Annotated in this window: 12 protein-coding genes; 4 read left to right on the top strand and 8 right to left on the bottom strand. The window is 64.9% G+C overall.

Translation table 11 applies throughout. The features are described 5' to 3' along the window. Nucleotides 1-24 precede the first annotated feature (24 nt). Both FAS41_RS26805 and FAS41_RS26800 read right to left on the bottom strand, forming a co-directional pair. Nucleotides 25-1,854: an SLC13 family permease gene (locus FAS41_RS26805; RefSeq protein WP_138526381.1), complete on the bottom strand. Its 1,830-nt coding sequence runs from the start codon at nucleotides 1,852-1,854 to the stop codon at nucleotides 25-27. A gap of 96 nt (nucleotides 1,855-1,950) precedes the next feature. Beyond that, nucleotides 1,951-3,606: a thiamine pyrophosphate-binding protein gene (locus FAS41_RS26800; RefSeq protein WP_138526380.1), complete on the bottom strand. Its 1,656-nt coding sequence runs from the start codon at nucleotides 3,604-3,606 to the stop codon at nucleotides 1,951-1,953. 223 nt (nucleotides 3,607-3,829) lie between these two features. Here FAS41_RS26800 and FAS41_RS26795 point away from each other — a divergent pair, with 223 nt between their 5' ends. After that, nucleotides 3,830-5,734, top strand: coding sequence for a M14 family metallopeptidase (locus FAS41_RS26795; protein WP_138526379.1), 1,905 nt, complete (start codon nucleotides 3,830-3,832; stop codon nucleotides 5,732-5,734). A gap of 85 nt (nucleotides 5,735-5,819) precedes the next feature. Here FAS41_RS26795 and FAS41_RS26790 read toward each other — a convergent pair whose 3' ends face one another. From FAS41_RS26790 to FAS41_RS26770, 5 genes are all read right to left on the bottom strand, one after another. Continuing rightward, nucleotides 5,820-6,278 carry an SRPBCC family protein gene (locus FAS41_RS26790; protein WP_138526378.1) on the bottom strand — a complete coding sequence of 153 codons (459 nt, stop codon included), beginning with the start codon at nucleotides 6,276-6,278 and terminating at the stop codon, nucleotides 5,820-5,822. A 55-nt stretch (nucleotides 6,279-6,333) separates the two neighbouring features. Next, complete coding sequence (locus tag FAS41_RS26785) at nucleotides 6,334-9,183, bottom strand: valine--tRNA ligase (RefSeq protein ID WP_138526377.1); 2,850 nt, start codon at nucleotides 9,181-9,183, stop codon at nucleotides 6,334-6,336. Between the two features lie 200 nt (nucleotides 9,184-9,383). Then, on the bottom strand, nucleotides 9,384-9,755 hold the full coding sequence (locus FAS41_RS26780) for a DNA polymerase III subunit chi (RefSeq protein ID WP_138526376.1): 372 nt from the start codon (nucleotides 9,753-9,755) through the stop codon (nucleotides 9,384-9,386). 21 nt (nucleotides 9,756-9,776) lie between these two features. Then, nucleotides 9,777-10,205, bottom strand: a complete 429-nt coding sequence (locus FAS41_RS26775) for a DNA polymerase III subunit chi (RefSeq protein ID WP_024762886.1) — start codon at nucleotides 10,203-10,205, stop codon at nucleotides 9,777-9,779. Between the two features lie 34 nt (nucleotides 10,206-10,239). Continuing rightward, nucleotides 10,240-11,730 (bottom strand): leucyl aminopeptidase, encoded by a 1,491-nt coding sequence (locus tag FAS41_RS26770; RefSeq protein ID WP_138526375.1) that lies wholly within the window; start codon nucleotides 11,728-11,730, stop codon nucleotides 10,240-10,242. Nucleotides 11,731-11,920: 190 nt separating this feature from the next. On the opposite strand from FAS41_RS26770, the gene lptF reads away from it, so the two are divergent. After that, complete coding sequence (gene lptF, locus FAS41_RS26765; protein ID WP_138526374.1) at nucleotides 11,921-13,045, top strand: LPS export ABC transporter permease LptF; 1,125 nt, start codon at nucleotides 11,921-11,923, stop codon at nucleotides 13,043-13,045. Beyond that, the gene (gene lptG, locus FAS41_RS26760; protein ID WP_138526373.1) at nucleotides 13,038-14,105 is read left to right on the top strand and encodes an LPS export ABC transporter permease LptG; all 1,068 of its coding nucleotides are present in this window, start codon (nucleotides 13,038-13,040) and stop codon (nucleotides 14,103-14,105) included. The genes lptF and lptG overlap by 8 nt, the downstream gene beginning before the upstream one ends. Before the next feature lie 69 nt (nucleotides 14,106-14,174). Here the strand turns inward: lptG and FAS41_RS26755 are convergent, their stop codons facing one another. Continuing rightward, nucleotides 14,175-14,690, bottom strand: a complete 516-nt coding sequence (locus tag FAS41_RS26755; RefSeq protein WP_138526372.1) for an RDD family protein — start codon at nucleotides 14,688-14,690, stop codon at nucleotides 14,175-14,177. Between the two features lie 161 nt (nucleotides 14,691-14,851). On the opposite strand from FAS41_RS26755, the gene FAS41_RS26750 reads away from it, so the two are divergent. Next, nucleotides 14,852-16,399, top strand: a complete 1,548-nt coding sequence (locus FAS41_RS26750) for an EAL domain-containing protein (protein WP_138526371.1) — start codon at nucleotides 14,852-14,854, stop codon at nucleotides 16,397-16,399. The last annotated feature ends 230 nt before the right edge of the window (nucleotides 16,400-16,629 follow it).

Genomic DNA, 16,629 nt, shown 5'->3' with positions numbered 1-16,629 from the left:
CCTTGTTGATCCTGCGGTGGACGACTACAGCGGCAGCAGCCAGGGTACCAGCACAACGCTGACGATCATCACCAGAATCGTGAAGGGTACGCCAACCTTGACGAAATCGGCGAAGCGATAGCGTCCGGGGCCGAGCACCAGGGTATTCACCGGCGAGGAAATCGGCGTCATGAAGGCGGCGGACGCGGCCAGCGCGACAATCATCGCAAAGGCCTCGGGTGAGGCGCCCAGGGCTTTTGCCGTGGCGATGGCCACCGGCGCCATGAGCACGGCGGTGGCAGTGTTGGAGATGAACAGGCCGATCACCGCCGTCAGCACGAACAGGCTGGCGAGAATGGCATAGGGCCCGGCACCGCCGAGGACGCCGACCAGGCCGTTGACCGCCAGGGTGATGCCGCCGGTCTTCTGCAGCGCCAGGGCGAAGGGCAACATGCCGACGATCAGCAGCAGGCTCTGCCAGTGGATGGAGCGGTAGGCGCTGTCCATGTCGATGCAGCGGAACGCGCCCATCAGCAGGCAGGCGATCAGCGCCGCCATGACGTTGGGCACCAGCCCGCTGACCATCAGGATCACCATCACCGCCAGGCTGAACAGCGCGTGCGGCGCCTGGCTGGCGGCGGGGGCGGCTTCATCGACCTCGGCGGGCAGGCTGAGCACCAGGAAGTCGCGGCTGCGCGCCTGGAGCTGGCGGATTTCCTTCCAGTCGCCGATTACCAGCAGGGTATCGCCGACCTTCAGTTTGGCCTCCAGCAGGCCCTCGACCAGGGCTTCGCGGTTGCGCCGCAGGCCCACCACGTTGAGGCCGAACTGGCTGCGAAATTCCAGGTCCCGCACGCTCTTGCCCAGCAGTGCGGACTCCGGCGGCAACGTGACCTCGGCCATCCCCACCTCGTGGGCTCGCTCGGTGAAATAATCGCCTTGCAGGCTTAGCGGTTCCAGGCCGAACTCGTGGTACATGCCCAGCAGGTCGCTGCGCTCGCCGTAGATATCCACCAGCAGTACGTCGCCGGCGTGCAGCACGATATTGGCGCTGGGGGTGAGGATCTTCAGGCGGAAATGCACCATGCGTTCGATGGCGACTACGTTGGTTCCGGCGCGGGCGCGCAGTTCCACGTCAGCCAGGCTCATGCCCACCAGTTGCGAATCGGGGCGGATGCGCAGGCGCCGCTCGCGGCCGGCCAGCTGGTAGTCGCGGATCAGGTCGCCCAGGGTGCGGCGCTTGACGCTCTGGCTATCGTCGCCATCGTCATCGCCCAGCCAGCGGCGTGCCACCAGCATGTAGCCGACGCCGAGCACCAGCACGACCAGGCCGAACGGCGTGAAGCTGAAGAAACCGAAGCCCTTCGAGCCCTCGCGGACCAGCTCGCTGTGCACCACTACGTTGGGCGCGGTGGCGACCAGGGTGAGCATGCCGCTGATCAGCCCGGCGAAGCTCAGCGGCATCATCAGCCGGCGCGGCGAGACGTGCAGGCGCGCGGCGATGCTCAGCACCACGGGGATGAAGATGGCGACCACGCCGGTGGAGCTCATCACCGAACCGAGACCGGCCACGGCGAGCATCAGCAGTACCAGCAGGCGTGTCTCGCTGGAGCCGGCGCGGCGCGTCAGCCACTCGCCGATTCGATAGGCCACGCCGGTACGTACCAGACCTTCGCCGATGACGAATAGCGCGGCGATCAGGATGACGTTGGGATCGGCAAAGCCGGCCAGCGACTCCTGTACGTTGAGCACGCCCGACAGTGGCAGGGCGACCATCACCAGCAGGGCGACCACGTCCATCCGTGGCCGGTTGATGACGAACAGCCCGACAGCGGTGGCGAGCAGGGCGAGGACCCAGATCAGTTGCAGACTCATGCGCTTCCCTAGCTGATGTTCGGCGCGCCATTGTGCCCGTTGTGGCGGGCACGTTGCGTTGATCCGATGCAGCTTAGCGAAGCCTCGCGCGCCTGGTCACGGCAGTCGGGCGACCGGAGTGATCTGCTTCGGGTCGGTGCGCAGCTCGATCAGGGACGGTTTGCCGCTGGCCTGGGCGCGCTCGAACGCGGCGGCGAAGTCCTCGGTGCGCTCGACCCGCTCGGCATGGGCACCGAAGGCCTGGGCCAGGGCGACGAAGTCGGGGTTGCGCAGCTCGGTCCCGCTGATACGGCCGGGGTATTCGCGCTCCTGGTGCATGCGGATGGTGCCGAGCAGGCCGTTGTTGACCACGATGATGGTCAGTGCCGCGCCGTACTGCACGGCAGTGGCCAGTTCCTGCGGATACATCATGAAGCAGCCGTCGCCGGCGAAGCACACCACACTACGCTGTGGGTCGTGCAGCTTGGCGGCAATGGCGGCGGGGAAGCCGTAGCCCATGGCGCCGTTGGTGGGGGCGAGCTGGCTGCGCGGCGAGCGATAGCGGTAGAAGCGGTGCACCCAGACGGCGTAGTTGCCGGCGCCGTTACTGACCACGGCGTCGTCCGGTAGCGCCTCGTTCAGGTACTGGACGACCTGAGTGAGATCCACGCCCTGTGGCGGTTCCGTGTTTTGCGGCGGAGTGATGTAGCTGAGGTAATCGGCGCGGGCAGCGGCGGTCCATTCGGCCCAGGGCGTTCCGGAGAGTGGCGCGAGGCCGGCGAGGGCGGCGGCGATCTCCGGCATGCCGGCCTGGATGCTCTGGTCCGCCTGGTAGACGCGGCCCAGTTCGCTGGCGTCAGGGTACACGTGGATCATGCCCTGCAGCGGGCGCGGGCTCTGGATGATGCTGTAGCCGGCGCTAGGCGTTTCGCTCAGGCGCGAGCCGAGCACCAGCAGCAGGTCGGCTTCCTGCACCCGCGCGGTGAGCTTGGGCGAGGCGCCGAAGCCGAGCTGGCCGGCGTACTGCTCGTCGCGGTTGTCGATCAGGTCCTGGCGGCGGAACGAAGTCACCAGCGGCAGATGGTTGGCGCGGGCGAAGGCGCGAACCTGCGCGCAAGCCTCCAGTGTCCAGCCGGTGCCGCCGACGATCAGCAACGGGCGACGGGCCTGGCTCAGGCGCTCACGCAGTTCGGCCAGCGAGTCGGCGCTTGGCGCTGCTCGGGTGATTGGTGTCGGCTTCATGTCTGCGACCTGCGCGGAGCCGAACAGCACTTCCTCCGGCAGCCCGATCACCACTGGGCCGGGACGTCCGGACTGGGCGACGCGGAAGGCGCGGGCGACGATCTCGGGAATCCGGTTGATGTCGTCGATCTCGGTGGCCCACTTGGCCAGGCCGCCGAACATCTGCCGGTAGTCCACTTCCTGGAAGGCTTCGCGGCCCTTGAACGCGCTTTCCACCTGGCCGATGAACAGGATCATCGGCGTGGAGTCCTGCATCGCCGTGTGCACGCCGTTGGCCGCATGAGTCGCGCCCGGCCCGCGGGTGACGAAGCAGATGCCCGGGCGACCGGTGAGTTTGCCGTAGGCATCGGCCATGTTCGAGGCAGCGCCTTCGTGGCGGGTGACGATGGTCTGGATGCTGCTGGCGTCGTGAAGGGCGTCGAGCACCGGCAGGTAGCTTTCGCCGGGGATGCAGTAGACGGTATCCACCGTGTGGTGCAGCAGGGCATCGACGAGAATCTGGCCGCCATTGCGGGCGGGGAGGTCGGACATGGGAATCGGCTTCCTGGATGGGCAGGGGTGCGCTGATCTTCGGCGAACTGCCCGGGTGATCCAAGCGAGCATTCTTCGCAAGGTCATTCCCTCAGGGAATGCACAGGCCCTCCCAGAGCGGCCGCGACGACGAACCGCGCTGGCGTTTTCCCAGGGTTGACTATGGTTGATGCACGGGCGCCCCGTGCCCGCAGGACGTTCTGTTGCTGAAGGAGACCCTCCCATGTACCCCCTCTCGTCCCGAGCGCTGCTCGCCGGCCTCTTTGCCACTACCAGCCTGCCCCTGTACGCCGCCCTGCCTTCGGCGCCGGGGTATGTCGATGACAGCGGCTACAGCACCGCCGCCAAGACCCGAATCCTCCCGGCGATGTTCGAGCAGAAGCTCGCCAGCACGAAGTACCTCGCCAAGGCCGACAACCCGCTGATCACCCTGGCCGAGTCCAGCGGCTTCAAGCAGACCTCCGATTACCACCAGACCCGCGCCTGGCTGCAGAAGCTGGCCGATGCCTCGGGTGGTGTCATTACCCTGAGCGACCTTCCGGAAAACAGCGCCACCGGCGAGCCGATGCTGCTGGTGACCGCCAGCCGCGAGGCGGACAAATCGGCGGCCGGGCTGAACAAGTCAGGTAAGCCGACGATCTTCGTCGAGGCGGAAATTCACCCCGGCGAAGCCAACGGCAAGGACGCGATGTTCATGCTGCTGCGTGACATGACTACCGGCGACAAGCCGCTGGCGGGGTTGCTGGACAAGATCAACATCGTCTTCATCCCGACCGTGAACATCGACGGCGACCTGCGCCGCAGTCCCTATGGGCGGATCAACCAGAACGGCCCGGAGGTCACCGGCTGGCGGGTCAACGGCCTGAACTACAACCTCAACCGCGACTTCACCAAGCTCGACAGCGCCGAAATCCGCAACGTCGCCTCGGTGTTCAACCAGTACGACCTGAGCTTCTTCGTCGATACCCACTCCACCGACGGCGCCATGTACCCCTACGACAGCTCCTACTGCCACAACGGCAATGGCTGGTCGCCGGCCTCCAGCGAGTGGATGGACAAGGTCATGCGGCCGCCGGTGTACAAGGAGCTGGAGGGCGACGGGCATGTGGTCCACGAGTGCATCAGCTTCAACGACAACCAGGACCCGACCAAGGGCTATTACCCCTATCGAACGGACCTGGCGCGCTTCTCGAATCAGTACGGGGACATCCGCAACGTGCCCTCGATCCTCATCGAACAGCACGCGCTGCATCCCTACGAAACCCAGGTGCTGGGCAACTACGTGATGCTCAAGGCGATGTTCCAGGTGATCGGCGACAACGCCGAGTCACTCAGGCAGGCCATTGCCAAGGACCGTGAACGCCTGGCCGCGCAGAGGGAGGTGATCCTCACCTGGAAGCCCGGCAACGAGCAGCACACGCCGTTCACCGTGGGGGATTATCGCTACGAGGAGTCGCCGATTACCGGGAAGAAGACCATCGTCTGGAGCAACAAGCCCAAGCAACTCGATGTACCGATCAGCGATAACTCGGTGCCGGATTTGGTAGTGAAGCGGCCGAAACAGTATGTGGTGCCGGTGCAGTGGAGCGAGGTGATCGCGCGTCTGAAGTCCCATGGCATCCAGATGAAGACCCTGGACAAGGCCACGCCCATCGAGGTGACCCTGCAGCGCATGGACGACATCAAGCTGGCCGGCGGTTTCGAGCCGGACCGCGCCGCCAGCAACGAGATTCCCGGCTATGAGGGGCACTTGCTGGTCAGCGGCGTGGGCAAGCCGTTCCAGCGCCTGCAGACCTACCCGGCGGGTTCGGTGGTGATCGACACCGACCAGCCGCTGGGCGTACTGGCGGTCAACCTGCTGACGGCGGAAAGCCCCGACTCGTTCTGGTCCTGGGGCTTCTTCAACTCGACCCTGGTGGTGGCCGAGGAGCCGGAGGAGTACGTGATGGATCCGATGGCGCGCAAGATGCTCGCCGAGGACCCGAAGCTCAAAGCCGAGTTCGAGAAGAAGCTGAAAGATGACAAGGCGTTCGCCAAGGACGCCCAGGCACGCTTGCAGTGGTTCTACCAGCGCACGCCGTTCTATGACGTGAATGCCTATGTGTATCCGGTGGGGGCGGTGTATTGAGGAAGCCTGTAGGAGCGAGCTTGCTCGCGAATGCTCTTGCTCAGGGATTGTATGGTTCGCGAGCAAGCTCGCTCCTACAAGAACATTAAGGCAGGCGTGCTGCTCGGCGCCGCAAGGCGCGGTGTCGGCTGGCGAAGAAGAGGCGCAGGAACAGCTTCACCACCGCCGCGCCGAAGACGGGCTCGACGGTGAGTTGGTCGACCACTCGCGTGCCCTGGGCGCAAGGTTCCAGGGTGCGCTCGTGGCGCCACAGGCGCATGCCAGTCATCGGCGACTCCTCGACGAAACCTTCGCCGCTGCGCAGCTCGCGCAGGGTAAGGCGTGAAGTGCCCAGGGGGATCAAGCCCAACAGCCAGAGCCAACTGGTGAACAGTGGCTTGCCGGGCTCGATCTGCAGGTCTTCGAGGTTGTTGATACTGCGCGGGATGCTCATCCACAGAAGGGGGCGCATTTCGTTGCGCAGGCAACGTACGTCAGTGATCCAGCGCCAGGCCAGGTCGGCATCCGCGTTAAGGATGGATTCGAAGCGCAGCGAGATCGTCATTCCCGGTCCCTGAGAAAAGCAAAAGGCCCGCACGGGGCGGGCCTTTCGGTGGCACTTACAGGCTGGCGATCTTCTCGCGCTGCTGGATCAGGTTGGTCACGGCCTGCTCGGCTTCGGCCAGCTTGGCACGTTCCTTCTCGATCACTTCCGGCGGAGCCTTGGCGACGAAGCCTTCGTTGGACAGCTTGCCGCCCACGCGTTTGACTTCGCCTTCCAGGCGCTGGATTTCCTTGTCCAGGCGCGCCATCTCGGCAGCCTTGTCGATCAGGCCGGCCATCGGCACCAGCACCTGCAGGTCGCCGACCAGCGCGGTGGCGGACATCGGCGGCTCTTCGCCTTCGTCCAGCACGCGGATGGTCTCGAGCTTGGCCAGCTTCATCAGCAGCGGCTCGTTGTCGGCCAGGCGGCGGTGGTCTTCGGGGGAGGCGTTGTTCAGCACCAGGTCGATGCGCTTGGCCATGGAGATGTTCATCTCGCCACGGATCTGGCGGATGCCCAGCATCAGGGCCTTGACCCACTCGATGTCGCCTTCGGCGGCGGCGTCGATCTTCGCCTCGTCGGCGATCGGCCAGGGTTGCAGCATCAGGGTGTCGCCGGACTTCGCAGCCGCGCCCTTGATGCGCTGCCAGATTTCTTCGGTGATGAACGGCATGAACGGGTGCGCCAGGCGCAGGGCCGTTTCCAGCACGCGCGCCAGGGTGCGACGGGTGCCGCGCTGACGCTCGATCGGCGCGTTCTCGTCCCACAGCACCGGCTTGACCAGCTCCAGGTACCAGGCGCAGTACTCGTCCCAGATGAACTCGTAGAGGGCCTGGGTGGCCAGGTCGAAGCGGAAGGCGTCCAGTTGGCGGGCGACTTCGATCTCGGTGCGCTGCAGGGCGGAGATGATCCAGCGGTCCACCGAGGACAGCTCGACCGGCTCGCCATTCACGCCGGTGTCCTTGCCATCGGTGTTCTCGATGACGAAGTTGGCGGCGTTCCACAGCTTGTTGCAGAAGTTGCGGTAACCCTCGACGCGGCCCATGTCGAACTTGATGTCACGACCGGTGGAGGCCAGCGAGCAGAAGGTGAAGCGCAGGGCGTCGGTGCCGTAGCTGGCGATGCCCTCGGGGAACTCGGCCTTGGTCTGCTTGGCGATCTTCTCGGCGAGCTTGGGCTGCATCATGCCGCTGGTGCGTTTCTCCAGCAGTTCGTCGAGGGTGATGCCGTCGACGATATCCAGCGGGTCAAGCACGTTGCCCTTGGACTTGGACATCTTCTGGCCCTGGCCATCGCGCACCAGACCGTGGACGTAGACGGTCTTGAACGGGATCTGCGCGCTGCCATCGCCATTCTTGATCAGGTGCATGGTCAGCATGATCATGCGCGCAACCCAGAAGAAGATGATGTCGAAGCCGGTCACCAGCACGTCGGTGGGGTGGAAGGTCTTCAGGTAGTCGGTCTGTTCCGGCCAGCCGAGGGTGGAGAAGGTCCACAGGCCCGAGCTGAACCAGGTGTCGAGGACGTCTTCGTCCTGGCGCAGGTTGGCGTCGCCCAGGTTGTGCTTGGCACGTACTTCGGCTTCGTTGCGACCGACGTAGACGTTGCCGGCGTCGTCGTACCAGGCCGGGATGCGGTGGCCCCACCACAGCTGACGGCTGATGCACCAGTCCTGGATGTCGCGCATCCAGCTGAAGTACATGTTCTCGTACTGCTTGGGCACGAACTGGATGCGGCCATCTTCCACGGCGGCGATGGCAGGTTCCGCCAGCGGCTTGGTGGAGACGTACCACTGGTCGGTCAGCCACGGCTCGATGACGGTGCCGGAGCGGTCGCCCTTGGGCACTTTCAGCGCGTGGTCGTCGATCTTCTCGAGCAGGCCGGCGGCCTCGAAGTCGGCAACGATCTGCTTGCGTGCGACGAAGCGGTCGAGGCCGGCGTAGGCGGCCGGCAGGCTGGCGTCGAGGTCGGGGTTGACGCTGCCGTCGAGCTTGAACACCTGGGCGACGGCGAGGACGGCGGCGTCCTTGTCGAAGATGTTGATCAGCGGCAGGTCGTGGCGCTTGCCGACTTCATAGTCGTTGAAGTCGTGGGCCGGGGTGATCTTCACGCAGCCGGTGCCGAATTCGCGGTCGACGTAGTCGTCGGCGATGATCGGGATGCGCCGGCCCACCAGCGGCAGGTCGATGAAGGTGCCGATCAGTGCGGCGTAGCGCTCGTCTTCCGGGTGAACGGCAACGGCGCTGTCACCCAGCACGGTTTCCGGGCGGGTAGTGGCGACAACCAGGTGGTCCTTGCCGTCGGCGGTCTTGTTGCCGTCGGCCAGCGGGTAGCGCAGGTGCCACAGGTGGCCCTTCTCGTCGTGGTTCTCCACTTCGAGGTCGGAAATGGCGGTGTGGAACTTGGTGTCCCAGTTGACCAGGCGCTTGCCGCGGTAGATCAGGCCGTCCTCGTGCAGGCGCACGAAGGCTTCCTTCACGGCGTTGGACAGGCCGTCGTCCATGGTGAAGCGCTCGCGCGACCAGTCCACGGAGGAACCCAGGCGGCGAATCTGGCGGGTGATGGTGCCGCCGGACTGATCCTTCCATTCCCAGACCTTCTCCAGGAACTTCTCGCGGCCCAGGTCATGACGGGCGATGCCCTGCGCGGCCAGCTGGCGCTCTACCACCATCTGGGTGGCGATGCCAGCGTGGTCGGTGCCCGGCTGCCACAGGGTGTTGCGGCCCTGCATGCGGCGGTAGCGGATCAGCGCATCCATGATGGCGTTGTTGAAGCCGTGCCCCATGTGCAGGCTGCCGGTGACGTTCGGCGGCGGGATCATGATGGTGTACGGCTCGCCGGAACCTTGCGGGGCGAAGTAGTTCTCTTTCTCCCAGAGGGGGTACCAGTGGGATTCGATGGCGTGGGGCTGGTAGGTCTTGTCCATGAGCGCGGCGGGACCCTGATAAGGCTAGACGGAAAACCGCTGAGTATAGCGGGAGGCAGGGCGCTCAGGCCACCGGCGCGGATGGCCATGCGCCCGACGGGGAACTGTAGGAGCGAGCTTGCTCGCGAACGCTCTTCTGCAAGCGCGCAGTAGCGATGATTCGCGAGGTCGCTCCTGCAGAAAACGGAAGGGTGCGGGGGTCAGGGTTTGCGCTGGGCCAGCAGGCGTTGCATCCGCGCTTCCAGGCGGCGCTGCAGTTCAGCCTCGATCTGCGGGGCGAAGTCGTCGAGGACATCCTGCAGGATCAGCTGGGCCGCGGCGCGCAGCTCCAGGTCCAGGCGGTTCAGCTCGTTGGCTGCGGGTGAGGTTTGCGACGCGCTGGGCTGGACAGCTGCAAGCTCCGGCGCTTGTGGAGCGGGCGTGACGACGTCGGAGAGCAGCGGGATGTTGTCCGGCTCGAAGGATTCGGTCAGCAGGGGCGGCTCGGCCCCCGACTCGTCCAGCAGGTCCTGGATCTTCTTCAGGTCTTCCAGCAGGTGGTCGGGGTCGTGCGGAGGCTTGTGGTTGTCCATGGTGTCTTGGTTGAGACGCTCTCAAGGGCGCGGCAGGCGATGGTCCTGCAAAGGATAGCCCTGCTCGCGGTAGCGACGGAAATTCTCCCGTGCCGCCTGACGAATCGCCGGCTCCTCGATCACCAGTTCGGCGACCCGGTTGAAGCGGTCGACGAAGGCGGGGATGGCCAGGGTCAGGTTGATCAGCAGGTCCCGGTGGCTTTCCGGCGGCTCGCCGAGAGCGAGCACGATCGGTGAGTCGGCGTCTTCCTCCACCGCATTGTGTGGGATGAAGGTTTCGCCCCGGAAGTTCCACAGCCGAGCGTCCAGCGCATCGCGCTGGGCCTCGTCGCTGCACAGCACGAAGATGCGCATGCCTTGCCGCCAGGCCTTTTCGGCCAGGCGGCAGGCGATGGTCAGGCGTGCGTCGGGATCGGCGCTGGGGATGACGTAGAAGTCGACCCGGGTCATGCGTTCGATCCCTTCGGCAGGTTGCACTGTGCCATTACTTGGCGCGGTCCAGCAGGTACTGGGTCAGCAGCGGAACTGGGCGGCCGGTGGCGCCCTTGTCCTTGCCGCCGCTGATCCAGGCGGTGCCGGCGATATCCAGGTGCGCCCAGTGGAACTTCTTCGCGAAGCGCGACAGGAAGCAGCCGGCGGTGATGGTGCCGGCTTTCGGGCCACCGATGTTGGCGATGTCGGCGAAGGGGCTGTCGAGCTGCTCCTGGTACTCGTCGAACAGCGGCAGTTGCCAGGCGCGGTCGTCGGCGACTTCGCCGGCCTTGAGCAGTTGCTTGACCAGTGTGTCGTTGTTGCCCATCAGGCCCGATGTGTTGGAGCCCAGGGCGACGATGCAGGCACCGGTGAGGGTGGCAATGTCCACCACCGACTGCGGCTTGAAGCGCTCGACGTAGGTCAGCGCGTCGCACAGCACCAGGCGGCCTTCGGCGTCGGTGTTGAGGATCTCGACGGTCTGGCCGCTCATGGTGGTAACGATGTCGCCCGGACGGGTGGCGCCACCGCTGGGCATGTTCTCGGCACAGGCCATGACGCCCACGAGGTTGATCGGCAGTTGCAGCTCGAGCACGGCGCGGAAGGTGCCGAACACGGAGGCGGCGCCGCACATGTCGAACTTCATCTCGTCCATGCCCAGGCCAGGCTTGAGGCTGATGCCGCCGGTGTCGAAGGTGATGCCCTTGCCGACCAGGACGTGCGGGGCCTCGTCCTTCTTCTTCGCACCGTTGTATTGCAGCACGATCAGGCGCGGCGGCTGGTCGCTGCCCTGGGCGACGGCGAGGAAGGAACCCATGCCCAGCTCGCGCAGTTTCTTCTCGTCGAGGACTTCGACTTTCAGGCTCTTGTATTCCTTGCCCAGCGCCTTGGCCTGCTCGCCGAGGAAGGTCGGGTGGCAGAGGTTTGGCGGCAGGTTGCCCAGGTCGCGGGTCAGGGCCATGCCGTTGGCGATGGCCTGGGCTTCCTTGGCGCCTTGCTCGACGGCGGCGGCATCGCCCTTGTCGGCCAGCAGGGTGATTTTCTTCAGCTTCAGCGCTTCGGCCTTCTGGCTCTTGAAGCGGTCGAAGACGTAGGTGCCGTCGGCCAGGGTTTCCACCTGCAGGCGGGCCTTGCCGTGGGCATTGCGGCCTTTCACGGCCAGGTCGCCCAGGGCCAGGACGGCGTCGGCGCCGCCCAGGCTCTTCAAATTACCCAAGACGGCGGAAACCAGTTTGCGGTAGGCGCGGTCGGAGAGTTCGCGCTCTTTGCCGGCGCCGACCAGCAGGACGCGCTCGGCCTTAAGGTTGGGTAAATCCTGCAGCAGTAGAGTCTGGCCCACCTTGCCTGCCAGGTCGCCGCGCTTGAGCAGGTTGGCGATGGCTCCGCCGGTGGCTTCGTCGACGGCCTTGGCGGTGGCGCCAAGCTTGCGGCCTTCGCCCACGGCGATGACCAGGGTGGCGGTCTTGAGAGTTTCCGGACGTACGCTTTTTACAAGGAATTCCATGGCTGAGTGTCCCCGGGACAAAGAGCAGAAGGGTCTGCGAATGAAGATGGACTGCGCAGTGACAGGCCTGGCGAATCGCAGGATAATGCCGGCTATTTGCGCTGGGTCGCGTCCGCGCGCACCCGGCAATGCTTCACGGCGGCTAGTTTGAGCGTAGCCGCCTGAGCGTGACAACCCTGGAGTGTCCGGTTTGATTGTCTTCCGTTACCTGTCCCGTGAAGTGCTGATCACCATGAGCGCGGTGAGCGCCGTGCTGCTGGTCATCATCATGAGCGGCCGTTTCATCAAGTACTTGGCGCAAGCGGCCCAAGGCCTGCTCGATCCGGGTTCGCTGTTCATGATCATGGGTGTGCGCCTGCCGGGCTTCCTGCAGCTGATTCTGCCGCTGGGGCTGTTCCTCGGCATTCTGCTGGCCTATGGCCGCCTCTATCTGGACAGCGAGATGACCGTGCTCACCGCCACGGGCATGAGCCAGCAGCGCCTGCTGGCCATCACTCTGGCGCCGGCGCTGTTCATCGCCCTGCTGGTGGCCTGGCTGAGCCTGTGGCTGGCGCCTCAGGGCATCACCCAGATGCAGCTGCTGCTGAACAAGCAGGATGCGATGACCGAGTTCGACACCCTGGCGCCAGGGCGCTTCCAGTCGATGCGTGATGGTACGCGGGTAACCTATACCGAGACCCTGGCCAACGAGCGCACCGAACTGGGTGGCGTGTTCATTTCGGACAAGAACCGCCCGCGCAATGGCAAGGACGGCGGCACTTCGGTGCTTGTCGGCACAACCGGCGTGCAGGAAATCCATGCTGACGGCAGCCGCTACCTGATTCTCAAGGACGGCTATCGCTACGACGGCACGCCCGGCCAGGCCGATTACCGCGAGATCAAGTACGACACCTACGCCGCCTTGCTGCCCAAGCCGGAAGTGAGCAGCGAGATCGATGACCGCGACGCCATCCCCACCTCCCAGCTGCTGGGCAGCGATGACCCGCGCATGCAATCCGAGCTGCAGTGGCGTCTGTCCATCCCGCTGCTGGTCTTCGTGGTGACCGTGCTGGCGGTGCCGCTGTCGCGCGTCAACCCGCGCCAGGGTCGCTTCCTCAAGTTGCTGCCGGCCGTGCTGCTGTACATGGCCTATCTGGCCCTGCTGATCGCCGGGCGCGGCATGCTCGACAAGGGCAAGATCCCCATGGCCCTGGGGCTGTGGTGGATCCACGGGATATTCCTGGCCATTGGCCTGTTGTTGTTGTACTGGGAGCCGCTGCGTCTGAAGCTGGCCGCCAAGCGAGCGAAGTCGGGCGGAGTGCTGAAGCATGCGTAAGCTGGATCGTTACATCGGCACCACCGTCTTCGTTTCCATTCTCGCGGTACTCGGAGTGATCCTCGGGCTGGCCGAGCTGTTCGCCTTTGTCGACCAATTGGGTCAGATCAACGAGACCTACACCCTTGGAGAGGCGCTCAAGTTCGTCCTGCTGACCGCGCCGAGCCGTGGCTACGACATGCTTCCCATGGCCGCACTGATCGGCTGCCTGGTGGGCCTGGGCACCCTGGCCAGCAACAGCGAGCTGACCATCATGCGCGCCGCTGGCGTGTCGCTGCAGCGCATCGTCTGGGCGGTGATGAAGCCGATGCTGGTGCTGATGTTCGCCGGCATCCTGGTGGGCGAGTACGTGATTCCCTACACCGAAACCGCTGCCCAGAGCGGTCGCGCCCTGGCCCAGAGCGGCAACGGCTCGCAAAGCTCGAAGTCGGGCCTGTGGCACCGCCAGGGGCACGAGTTCATCCACATCAACGTGGTGCGTCCGGATGGCGTGCTGCTGGGCGTGACCCGCTACAACTTCGACGACAACCGTCGCCTGCTGAGCGCGAGCTTCGCCCGCCAGGCGGTCTTCGAAAACAACCAGTGGCAGCTTCAGGACGTGACCACCTCGGTGCTGCACGCCGCGGAAAAGCGCAGTGAAGTCGTGAGCAACCCGAGCGAGACCTGGAACATCCAGCTCAGCCCGCAACTGCTCAACACCGTGGTGATGGAGCCGGAAGCGCTGTCGATTACTGGCCTGTGGAGCTACATCCATTACCTGCAGGATCAGGGCCTGAGTTCCAACCGCTACTGGCTGGCGTTCTGGACCAAGATCCTGCAGCCGCTGGTGACCGCTGCCCTGGTGCTGATGGCAATCTCGTTCATCTTCGGTCCTCTGCGCAGCGTGACCCTGGGCCAGCGCGTGTTTACCGGCGTGCTGGTGGGCTTTACCTTCCGCATCGCCCAGGACCTGCTCGGCCCGTCCAGCCAGGTGTTCAACTTCCCGCCGTTGCTGGCGGTGCTGGTGCCGGCGGCGATCTGCGCCTTCCTCGGCACGCTGCTGTTGAAAAGGGCAGGCTGAGGCTGATCGCGGGGCAGAACCCGCGCTCACAAAAAAGCCGGCAATCGCCGGCTTTTTTATTGTCCGGGTTCAGCCCCGGCCCTGCGTTGCCTTGCGCACCGCTTTGGGGATCTGGATCACCACGCTTTCCGAGTAGCGGTCCTGCCAGGTGCGTTTGTCCTTGTCCCAGAGCATCCAGAGGAAGCCCAGGCCGGCGCAGCCCCAGGAGGCGATGGCGATGACGAAGCGCAGCAGTGCCTGCATCAGGCTGATGCGCGTGCCGTTGGCGTTCTGCACGCGAACGCCCCAGACCTGCATGCCCAGGGTCTGGCCGCTGTGGGTCCAGAACTTCGCGAAGAAGGCGAACACGCTGATGAACAGCAGGCTGGACAACAGCGGGTCGCCGGTCAGCGCGCCCTGGTCGGCCAGCATCCGGAGCTTCTCGCTGCCATAGATCAGGCGCAGGAAGCCTTGCTGGTAGACCAGCGTCACGACCATCAGCAGGGCCACGCAGAGCAGGAAGTCGTAGAACATCGCGGCAAAGCGACGGAGGAGCGTGGCGGGCGGGAAGTCTCCCACGGGCTGGAGCTGCTGCGGCTTGGGCATGAGCGTCTTCTGTGGCGATCAGGATGGGTGGGGCGGGGATTATACGGATTCCACCGCGCAGCGCCCGGCGGCGGAGGCTGTTCTAAGCTCAATCCACGCCACTGCCGGTGGGGGAGTGGCAATGCGTCGCAGGTCGCGGCGCCGTCGAGCAAGGAACAAGGATGCCGCTTCGCAACTACACCCGGCGCCGGCTGCTGCCTCGCCTGGTCTTCTCCCTCTCCATGGCGCTGCTGCCGCTGTTGCTGGGCAGCGTCATCATCTACTGGCAGACCTTGCGCACCTTGTCTGCGGAAGCCCGCACCGCCTCGAACGAGGCGGTGCGCCTTTTCGACGTGATGCTCAGCAACGCCACGGGGGCGGCGCGGGTCGCGTTGCTGCATGACAATGAGGCTTGCGACGACGCCACCCAGGTGCTCAGGGAGCAGGTCGCTGTTGTACCGTTCGTCCGCTCGCTCAACCTGACCCGCGACGACGACATCTATTGCACCTCGCTTTTCGGTGAGTTCGATGAGCGCATCGATCCCAGCCTTTATGTGGACGGTGCGTTGCGAATGATGGCCGGCAACCGGGTGACGCCGCACTATGCCCTGCTGATCCTGCGCCGAGCCGAAGGGCCTCATGCGGCCCTTGCGACCGTGGACGGGCGTTACCTGAGCAATACCCTGCAGCTGGTTGACCAACGTAGCGACCTGCAATTGCAGGTTGGCGGGCAATGGATGGACGAGGCAGGCGGCGTTTACGACGGATCGCCAGCCCCCCTGCCGTTGGGGCGGGTCATCCAGCACTCGGAGCGATTCCCCTATTCGGTGATCGGCGGTTTTCCTGCGGGTGCGCAGTGGCGGCACATCCACGAGGACTCGCTGCCCCTGGTGATACTGATGTTCATGCTGGGCGGGATTTCCGGATTCGTCTGTTTCTGGCTCTGGGGGCGCTCGGCCACGCCGAGCCTGGAGCTGGAGCGGGCCCTGCTGGCCGGCGAATTCGTACCCTACCTGCAACCGCTGGTGGATGCCCGCGACGGCCGCTGGGTCGGTGCAGAAGTGCTGATGCGCTGGGTGCACCCACGCGAAGGTATGGTCGGCCCCGACCTGTTCATCCCCATGGCGGAGCGGTCCGGGCTGATCGTGGCGATGACCCGCGAACTGATGCATCAGGTTGCTGACGGGCTGTCGCCGCATGGGCAACTGCTGGGCCAGGGCTTCCACCTGAGCTTCAACATCAGTGCGCGGCACTGTACGGAGTCGGGACTGTTCGACGATTGCCGGGGCTTCCAGGCGCGCTTCCTGCCCCATTGTCCCGAGCTCACCCTGGAACTGACCGAGCGTGAGCTGATCGTCTCCAGTGAGGTGACCGACGAGCTTTTCGACAACCTCCATGGGCTGGGCGTCAAGCTGGCCATCGATGACTTCGGCACCGGCAACTCGAGCCTGGCCTACCTGCATCGCTTCAAGGTGGATGCACTGAAGATCGACAAGAGCTTCGTGGCGATGATCGGCGTGGACGCACTGTCCTCCCACGTCCTTGACAGCATCGTCGAGCTTTGCGGCAAGCTGGATCTGATGATCATCGCCGAGGGCGTGGAAACCGAAGAGCAGCGGGCCTATCTCGCCCTGCGTGGTGTCGAGGTGCTGCAGGGGTACCTGTTCGACCGGCCAATGCCGCTGGCGGCGTTCGTTGCGGCCTTGCAGGGGCGGCAAAGCGGGGGCTGAGGATCACTCGAGGTGGTGAGGAGGTGATCGGCGCGACGTCTTCCGGGCGTCTGGCTGTCGCAGAGTCTTTCAGTTTCCAGATAAGTTGACTCGATAGTCGGCTCATGAATAGCTGCGTAAACAAACTTTTGAAAGTGTAAGTTGTTCTTGTTTTCAATTCTGTTTTTTGAATGAGTTGAGTGCTGGTCAGAGTCTTTCCATGGGCTTTGTGGAGATGCTCTATTTTCTGT

Source organism: Pseudomonas nicosulfuronedens, assembly GCF_005877905.1.
Taxonomy (GTDB): domain Bacteria; phylum Pseudomonadota; class Gammaproteobacteria; order Pseudomonadales; family Pseudomonadaceae; genus Pseudomonas; species Pseudomonas nicosulfuronedens.
The sequence above is the reverse complement of the archived record's forward strand: the minus strand, read 5'-3'. Positions and strand labels throughout refer to the sequence as shown.

Excerpts from the sequence above, each read along its gene's own strand:
- FAS41_RS26770 (WP_138526375.1), bottom strand. The coding sequence starts at position 11,730 with ATGGAATTCCTTGTAAAAAGCGTACGTCCGGAAACTCTCAAGACCGCC.
- lptG (WP_138526373.1), top strand. The coding sequence starts at position 13,038 with ATGCGTAAGCTGGATCGTTACATCGGCACCACCGTCTTCGTTTCCATT.
- FAS41_RS26785 (WP_138526377.1), bottom strand. The coding sequence starts at position 9,183 with ATGGACAAGACCTACCAGCCCCACGCCATCGAATCCCACTGGTACCCC.
- FAS41_RS26805 (WP_138526381.1), bottom strand. The coding sequence starts at position 1,854 with ATGAGTCTGCAACTGATCTGGGTCCTCGCCCTGCTCGCCACCGCTGTC.
- FAS41_RS26780 (WP_138526376.1), bottom strand. The coding sequence starts at position 9,755 with ATGGACAACCACAAGCCTCCGCACGACCCCGACCACCTGCTGGAAGAC.
- FAS41_RS26800 (WP_138526380.1), bottom strand. The coding sequence starts at position 3,606 with ATGTCCGACCTCCCCGCCCGCAATGGCGGCCAGATTCTCGTCGATGCC.
- FAS41_RS26775 (WP_024762886.1), bottom strand. The coding sequence starts at position 10,205 with ATGACCCGGGTCGACTTCTACGTCATCCCCAGCGCCGATCCCGACGCA.
- FAS41_RS26755 (WP_138526372.1), bottom strand. The coding sequence starts at position 14,690 with ATGCCCAAGCCGCAGCAGCTCCAGCCCGTGGGAGACTTCCCGCCCGCC.
- FAS41_RS26750 (WP_138526371.1), top strand. The coding sequence starts at position 14,852 with ATGCCGCTTCGCAACTACACCCGGCGCCGGCTGCTGCCTCGCCTGGTC.
- FAS41_RS26790 (WP_138526378.1), bottom strand. The coding sequence starts at position 6,278 with ATGACGATCTCGCTGCGCTTCGAATCCATCCTTAACGCGGATGCCGAC.
- FAS41_RS26795 (WP_138526379.1), top strand. The coding sequence starts at position 3,830 with ATGTACCCCCTCTCGTCCCGAGCGCTGCTCGCCGGCCTCTTTGCCACT.